Annotated in this window: 9 protein-coding genes; all 9 read right to left on the reverse strand. The window is 67.5% G+C overall.

Features of this window, described 5'->3' with window-relative positions; all coding sequences use genetic code 11:
- A partial coding sequence (locus I53_RS04450; protein WP_251982216.1) for a cache domain-containing protein occupies positions 1 to 646 on the reverse strand: 646 nt, incomplete at its 3' end.
- 362 nt (positions 647 to 1,008) lie between these two features.
- Positions 1,009 to 1,662, reverse strand: coding sequence for a pyridoxamine 5'-phosphate oxidase family protein (locus I53_RS04455; protein WP_043347120.1), 654 nt, complete (start codon positions 1,660 to 1,662; stop codon positions 1,009 to 1,011).
- A gap of 168 nt (positions 1,663 to 1,830) precedes the next feature.
- Positions 1,831 to 2,850 carry a ketol-acid reductoisomerase gene (gene ilvC / locus I53_RS04460; RefSeq protein WP_012322218.1) on the reverse strand — a complete coding sequence of 340 codons (1,020 nt, stop codon included), beginning with the start codon at positions 2,848 to 2,850 and terminating at the stop codon, positions 1,831 to 1,833.
- Positions 2,851 to 2,862: 12 nt separating this feature from the next.
- Complete coding sequence (locus I53_RS04465) at positions 2,863 to 3,519, reverse strand: TetR/AcrR family transcriptional regulator C-terminal domain-containing protein (RefSeq protein WP_043347122.1); 657 nt, start codon at positions 3,517 to 3,519, stop codon at positions 2,863 to 2,865.
- An 84-nt stretch (positions 3,520 to 3,603) separates the two neighbouring features.
- Positions 3,604 to 4,248 carry a glutathione S-transferase family protein gene (locus tag I53_RS04470; RefSeq protein WP_043347125.1) on the reverse strand — a complete coding sequence of 215 codons (645 nt, stop codon included), beginning with the start codon at positions 4,246 to 4,248 and terminating at the stop codon, positions 3,604 to 3,606.
- Between the two features lie 24 nt (positions 4,249 to 4,272).
- Positions 4,273 to 4,623, reverse strand: coding sequence for a type II toxin-antitoxin system PemK/MazF family toxin (locus tag I53_RS04475; protein ID WP_043347126.1), 351 nt, complete (start codon positions 4,621 to 4,623; stop codon positions 4,273 to 4,275).
- Positions 4,604 to 4,897 (reverse strand): MazF family transcriptional regulator, encoded by a 294-nt coding sequence (locus I53_RS04480; protein WP_043347128.1) that lies wholly within the window; start codon positions 4,895 to 4,897, stop codon positions 4,604 to 4,606. Before I53_RS04480 ends, I53_RS04475 begins: the two co-directional genes overlap by 20 nt.
- Positions 4,898 to 4,950: 53 nt before the next feature.
- The gene (gene ilvN, locus I53_RS04485; protein ID WP_043347129.1) at positions 4,951 to 5,493 is read right to left on the reverse strand and encodes an acetolactate synthase small subunit; all 543 of its coding nucleotides are present in this window, start codon (positions 5,491 to 5,493) and stop codon (positions 4,951 to 4,953) included.
- Between the two features lie 70 nt (positions 5,494 to 5,563).
- Positions 5,564 to 7,339 (reverse strand): acetolactate synthase 3 large subunit, encoded by a 1,776-nt coding sequence (locus tag I53_RS04490; protein WP_043347132.1) that lies wholly within the window; start codon positions 7,337 to 7,339, stop codon positions 5,564 to 5,566.
- Between the last annotated feature and the right edge of the window lie 186 nt (positions 7,340 to 7,525).

Below are 7,525 nucleotides of genomic sequence, written 5' to 3' on the forward strand. Positions count from 1 at the left end.
CGGCTGCCGACGCGTCGAAGCCGTGCATCGGCTTCCCGGCCGCCGCGCCGGTCGGATGCGCGACGGTCGTTCCGCTCGCCGAGACCACGGCCAGGTAGCCGGTCCCGAACGGCTTCACCGCGCCGAAGGCGGCATTCAGGGATCCGAGGTCGATGTCGACACCGGCGGTGCCGCGATACGTGCCGTCCACGCTGATCGGCGCGCCGAAGGACATCATGACGACGTCCTTCCCGGCCACCGGGTAGATGTAGGGTTCGATGGCCACCAAGCGGTTCAGCTTCTTCGGCTGAAGGTAATAGGCGCCGTCCGGCTCGGCCTCGTAGCCGGTGAGAACCTCCCGCTTGATCGTGCCGCTGCCGCGATTCCAGTAGGGCATGAAGCGGCCGCTCGCGTCCGAGGAGGCCGTGCCGGCGAACGTGCGGTCGCGCCCGTCCAGGGCATCCGGCTCCCAGCCCGTCCAGGTCGCGATCAGGCTGGGGTTGGCGCGCAGAAGCTCGCGCAGCATCGCATCGTAGACCTCACGGTCCTGAATGCCGCGGGCGCGCAGGGCCGAGGCGGAGGCTGCGATGCTCTCGGCGGTCTTGGCCGCGACCGCGAGGCGAAACCGGACCTCGCGCGCCTCGTTCGACAGAGTCTCCGACTGCATCTTGGCCGCCTGCTCCTCGAAGGAAGCGTTGATTCGACGGGCAAGAAAAGTCATCCCTCCCGCGAAAACCGCAGCGATCAGGACGCTACAGATAACGGCGACACGCAGGGGCAGCGAAAGCATGTTCTCTACGATCCGCGCAAGGATGTGACCGACCAGATTTGCAGGAAATCTAGCGGCCACCCCCGCACATCGTCAAGAAATTTTGAACTCGGCCGCGATCAGTCGCAATTATATTGCTACATCAATATGAAGCGCCGCGGATATCTACTTGGTATCAACTTGTGCGCCGAAGATTGAATTCCCGGCATATCGAGCGCCCGCCGGCCGCCCCATTTCGCGAGGCGGCCGGCAAAGGGTCGTCAGGCCTCGCCGCGGGCGACCAGCGCCTCGTACTCCGAGACCTCCAGCTTGCCCTCGCGGGCGACCCGCGCCTTGTCTTCGTCGCTGATCACGTCGCCCGCGAGGTCCAGACGCTTCCAGGCGGCGAGCGGCGTCTCGCGGCCGGGCCGCGGCACGTACTTGTTCTGCTCGAGCTTCTGGTACTTGTGGATGTAGCGCGGGCAGTTGATCCAGATCTTCGTCACCGCGACCTTCACCAAGTATTTGGCCTCGGTGTACTCGGCCATCAGGGCGTCGTCGCGCAGCAGCGTGGCGTGGCCCTGCACGCGGATGCGGTGGGGCGTCTCGAAATCGATGAACAGCAAGCCGACCTTGGCCTGCCCCGCGATGTTGCCCATCGAGTAGAACATGCCGTTGCCGTCGAAGCCCGGGAACACCAGCGTGTTGGCGTCGAGCACCTTCACGAAGCCCGTGGGGCCGCCCTTGTAGGAGACGGTCGGCATGCCGTCCGGGTCGACGGTCGAGAGGAAGAACATGTCGCGGGAGCCGATGAAGGCGGCCTCGTCCGGCTGGATGCTCTCGTGGACCCAGTCCTCGTCGAGGCGCACCGCGAGCTTGGTGGTGCCGAACTCCTCCTGCAGCGCCCGGTGCGCGTCGGAATAGAGCGATGCCATGCGTGTCCTCTCCGCTAGCCGGTCCTCGTACACGCGGGACCGCTGGCGGGCTTATGGCCGGGACTCCCCAGGTCGGGCAACCCGGAACGCGAAGGGCCGGCCACGCCTTCGCGCGACCGGCCCCCGGCGTGACGACCGGGCGAAGCCCGGCCGCGTGATGCGAACAGATCAGTTGCGGGTCTTGTCGACCAGCGCCTTCTCGGAGATCCACGGCATCATGCCGCGGAGCTTGGCGCCGACCTCCTCGATCGGGTGGGCGGCGAGCTTGGCGCGGGTCGCCTTGAACGAGGTCTGGTTGACCTTGTTCTCCAGCATCCAGTTGCGGGTGAAGGTGCCCGACTGGATGTCGTTCAGCACGCGCTTCATCTCGGCCTTGGTCTCGGGCGTGACGATGCGCGGGCCGGTGACGTACTCGCCATACTCGGCCGTGTTGGAGATCGAGTAGTTCATGTTGGCGATGCCGCCCTCGTAGATGAGGTCGACGATCAGCTTCACCTCGTGGAGGCACTCGAAATAGGCCATCTCGGGGGCGTAGCCCGCCTCGACCAGGGTCTCGAAGCCGGCCTTGATCAGCTCGACGAGGCCGCCGCAGAGCACGGCCTGCTCGCCGAACAGGTCGGTCTCGCACTCCTCCTTGAACGTCGTCTCGATGATGCCGGCGCGGCCGCCGCCGTTCGCCGAGGCGTACGACAGGCCGAGGTCGTGGGCGTTTCCGCTCGCGTCCTGCGCGATGGCGATCAGGGTCGGCACGCCGCCGCCGCGGAGGTACTCGGAGCGCACGGTGTGGCCCGGGCCCTTCGGGGCGACCATCAGGACGTCGAGGTCCTTGCGCGGCTCGATCAGGTTGAAGTGGACGTTGAGGCCGTGGGCGAACAGGAGCGCGGCGCCCTGCTTCATGTTGCCCTCGAGGGACTCGCGGTAGATGTCGCCCTGCAGTTCGTCGGGGGTGAGCATCATCACCACGTCGGCCCACTTGGCGGCCTCGGCGACCGACAGGACCTTGAAGCCCTCGTGCTCGGCCTTCTTGGCGGTGGCGGAGCCCTCGCGCAGGGCGATGACGATGTCCTTCACGCCGGAATCGCGCAGGTTGAGCGCGTGGGCGTGGCCCTGGCTGCCGTAGCCGACGATGGCGACCTTCTTGCCCTTGATCAGGTTCAGGTCGGCGTCGCGATCGTAATACACCCGCATGTCTGTCTCCTCTTAAACGTGGCGGTTCGGGTCGGGTTTGGCCTGGCCGTAGAGGGCCAGGAACTGCTCGACGGCGCGGCCCGCATCGCGCCGGATCTCGGCCCCGTCGAAATCGAGGGTCTCGCCGAGCAGAAGTCGAATCTGGATATCCCGGCCGACGAGGCCGAAGAAGGTGCGGAAGGTGGCCTCGCTGTCGGCGAAGGCGAGTAGCCCGGCGGCGCGCCCGGCCTCCAGCACGGGCTTCACCCGCTCGCCGATGGCGAAGCGGCCGTTGGCCAGCACGATGCCGCCGAGATTGCTCTTGCGCGAGCCGGCATGCGCGATGGCGATGCGGTTCAACGCGACCGAGGTGGGGCCGGTGATGACCTCCAGCCACGTCACGGCGAAATCCTGCAAGCGCTCCCGCAGGGTCGCCCCGTCGAGGATCTGCGCGGCGTCGTGCCCGGCATGGACCCGGGAGGCCTGCCAGCGCACCGTCGCGGTCAGCAACCCGTCCCGGTCGCCGAACCACTTGTAGAGCGTCTCCTTCGAGCAGCTCGCCCGGCGCGCGACGGCGTCCATGGTGAGCTGCTCGCCGTCCTCGACCATAAGGCCGAGCACGACGTCCAGCACCGCCTGCTGGCGTGCCGACGGCGCTTCCCGCTCTGCTGTGGCGCTGGCCTGCATCATCTCGAATAGCGTACCGTACCGTACGGTACGCGCTCTAGGCCGATTCGATGGCCGCGGCAAGGGGGGTGCCGCGACCGAATGGGATTAGCGCGGGAGCGGCAACCCCTCGCGGGCAAAGACGGCCTGCACGGCCGGGCGCTCGGCGACGCGGCGGGCGTGGGCGGTCCAGGCCGGGAAGCGACCGGCCATGTCGAACCGGAGCACCGGGCCGTTCGCCCAGAACCAGAAGACCATCAGGTAGGCGTCGACGACGCTGAAGCGGTCGCCCACCGCCCAGCCGCCGTGCGAGAGGCGCACCTCGGTCATGGTGGCGAGATCCGCGTAGGTGTTGGCCGCCTTGCTCTTGATGCCGTCGAACGCGCTCTCATCCTCGGTGTAGCGTTCCGGACGGCGGACATGCGCGTAGGTCACGTGGTGGTTGCAGGCGAGCCAGCCGAGCCACTCGTCCGCGGCGGCCTGCTCCCGCAGGTCGGCGGGCCACAGAGCCGTCTCCGGCACCTGACGGGCCACGTGGCGCATGATGGCCGCACATTCGGTGAGCACCCAGCCGTCCTCGGTCAGCGCCGGCACGCGGCCGCGATCGTTGATCGCGAGGTATTCCGGCCGGCGCTGGTCGCCGGCGGCGAGGTCGAGCTTGATGCCCTCGTAGGGCAGCCCGGATTCCTCCAGGACGATGTGGGCGGCGAGCGAGCAGGCGCCGGGGGCGTAGTAGAGGGTGCGGGCAGTCATGACACTGCTATACGCCGTCCTGCTTCAAAGCCCGAGCAGTTTCGCGATCTGATGCCGGACTTCGGCGAGAACAGCGCCCGGCGCGACGCCGAGGCGCCTCAGAATACGCGCCCGCTGATCGATGGACCGGATCTGATCCGTCAACACCGCGCCTTCGACAGTCATTCCGACCGGAAGCATGACCTTCGTCGGCCATGGTTCGATGTTGCTCGTAATCGGGCAGACGATGACGCGGCGCGTCGCTGTGTTCATCAGCACTTCCGACACAACCAACGCCGGTCGACGACCATCTTGTTCCGTCCCGCGGACAGGACCGAATTCGACGAGGATCAAATCGCCGGCCTGAAGCGATGGCTCAGCGGGAGTCGTCGTCATCGATGATCTCAGAGCCGACATCCGGACCCCAGTCCACGGTCGGCGGCTCGAAATCCGGGCCCAGACGGCGCATCTCGGCGACCATGTCCTCGAGCGTATAGACCGGCAGCCCGTTGACGTACCGGCGCCCAGCCCATTGCTGCGGCTCCGGCGGGACCGGGCGCTTCGAGACGATCTCGACCGTCTCGCCTTCGCGGATGCCGAGTTCTTCGGCCTCCGCGCTGCTCAGACGGACGGCGAGGTCGTTACCCCAGCGGATGACCTTGGCTTCCATCACTCCGCCTCCTGCGGGGACGGGGCATCCTAGCAGAGGTCAGCCGCCGGAGCCTACAGCGGCTCAGCCCCGCGCCCCATCGCGGAGATGCCGGTCCGGCAGATCTCCACCAGCCCGATCACGCTCATCAGGCGCACGAACCGGTCGATCTCCTCGGTGGCGCCGGTCAATTCGAACACGAAGGAGTTGAGCGTGGCGTCCAGCGTCTTGGCGCCGAACGCGGCGGCCAGCCGCAGGGCCTCGCTGCGGTGCTCGCCCTCGCCCTTCACCTTCACGAGGCAGATCTCGCGCTCGAGGGCGTTGCCCTGGAGCGTCAGGTCCACCACCCGGTGGACCGGCACCAGCCGGTCGAGCTGCGCCTTGATCTGCTCGATCACGGCGTTGGTGCCCGTCGTGACGATGGTGATGCGGGAGATGTGGCGCGCCTCCTCGGTCTCGGAGACGGTCAGGCTCTCGATGTTGTAGCCGCGGCCGGAGAACAGGCCCGAAATGCGCGCGAGCACGCCGGGCTCGTTGTCGACGATCACCGCCAGCGTGTGCCGGTTCACCGGCTCGACGCGGACGGCATCGGGGTAGTGGGTGTTCATCGCATTCATCGCCGGCCTCGTCCTCGTCGTCCCGTCCGTGCTCACCAGCGGCGACCCCGGAGGGCCGCCGCCAAACCCATCACACCAGCATCTTGCCTTCCTCGGAGATCACGTCGCCGAGTTCGACGCCGGTCTCACCGAGGTAGTCGGACAGGAGCATCTCGTTGTGCGCCTTGCCCGACGGGATCATCGGGAAGCAGTTCTCGGTCTTGTCGACGATGCAGTCGAAGATCACCGGGCCGTCATAGGCGAGCATCTCCGCGATGGCGCCGTCGAGGTCGCCCGGCTTCTCGCAGCGCATGCCCTTGGCGCCGTAGGCCTCCGCGAGCTTCACGAAGTCCGGCAGGCTCTCCGAATAGCTCTGCGAGTAGCGCGAGCCGTGCAGCAGTTCCTGCCACTGCCGGACCATGCCCATGTACTCGTTGTTCAGGATGAACACCTTGATCGGCAGGCGGTACTGAACCGCCGTCGACATCTCCTGCATGTTCATCAGGATCGAGGCCTCGCCGGCGATGTCGATCACCAGCCCATTCGGATGCGCGAGCTGCGTGCCGATCGCCGCCGGCAGGCCGTAGCCCATCGTGCCGAGGCCGCCTGAGGTCATCCAGCGGTTCGGCTCGTCGTACTTGAAGTACTGGGCCGCCCACATCTGGTGCTGGCCGACCTCGGTGGTGATGTAGGTCTCGCGGTCCTTGCAGGCCTCGTAGAGGCGCTGCACGGCGTATTGCGGCTTGATGATCGTGCCCGACGGCCAGTAGGCGAGGCAGTCCCGCGCCTTCCAGGCACTGATCTTCTGGAACCACGGATCGAGGTTGGACTTGTCGGGCCGCGAGGGCAGGGCGCGCCACGCCTCCAGCATGTCGGCGAGCACCGAGGCGCAGTCGCCGACGATCCCGACATCGACCTTGACGACCTTGTTGATCGAGGAGGCGTCGACGTCGATGTGGATCTTCTTGGAGAAGGGCGAGAACGCGTCGAGCCGGCCGGTGATCCGGTCGTCGAACCGGGCGCCGACGCAGATCATCACGTCGCACTCGTGCATCGCAAGGTTGGCCTCGTAGGTCCCGTGCATGCCGAGCATGCCCAGGAACTTCTCGTCCGTGCCCGGATAGGCGCCGAGCCCCATCAGGGTCGAGGTGATCGGGAAGCCGGTCTCGCGGACGAGCTCGCGCAGCAGGCGCGACGCCTCCGGGCCGGAATTGATCACGCCGCCGCCGGTGTAGAAGACCGGCCGGCGCGCGGTCGCCATCAGCTCGACGGCCGCGCGGATCCGGTCGGCGTCGCCCTTCACGGCCGGGCGGTAGGTCTTGTGGCTCGCGATCTCCGGGCGCTCGTAGAGGCCGGAGGCGAACTGGATGTCCTTGGGCAGGTCGACCACGACCGGGCCGGGACGGCCGTTGGCCGCCACGTAGAACGCCTCGTGCAGGATGCGCGGCAGGTCGTCGATCGATTTGACCAGGTAATTGTGCTTCGTGCAGTGGCGCGTGATGCCGACCGTGTCGCATTCCTGGAAGGCATCGGTGCCGATCAGGTGCGTCGGGACCTGCCCGGTGATGCAGACCAGCGGGATCGAATCCAGCATCGCGTCGGTCAGCCCGGTGACGATGTTGGTCGCACCGGGGCCCGAGGTGACCAGCACGCAGCCGACCTTGCCGGAGGAGCGGGCATAGCCCTCGGCGGCGTGGACGGCGCCCTGCTCGTGGCGGACGAGGATGTGCTTGACGGCGTTCTGGTGGAAGAGCGCGTCGTAGATCGGAAGTACGGCGCCGCCCGGATACCCGAACAGCGTGTCGACACCCTGATCCTGGAAGGCCCGGATGACCATCTCGGCCCGGGTCATGACCTCGCCGCCCATGCTCGTCTCCTCGCGCTCTCCGGAGCCACCGCGATCCCGTGATCGCCGCCCTGCCCCGTCCTCTCTCCCGGCACCCTCGTCACGCGGGGCGGTCTCCGCCTCGCCCGAAGGTGCCTATCGCCTCGGATCTCCGTCCGTCCCAGTCCTGTCCGCCCGGACGCGGGCAACAAAAAGGGCCCCGAGGGA

It is taken from the genome of Methylobacterium sp. B1 (assembly GCF_000333255.1).
Lineage (GTDB): Bacteria > Pseudomonadota > Alphaproteobacteria > Rhizobiales > Beijerinckiaceae > Methylobacterium > Methylobacterium fujisawaense.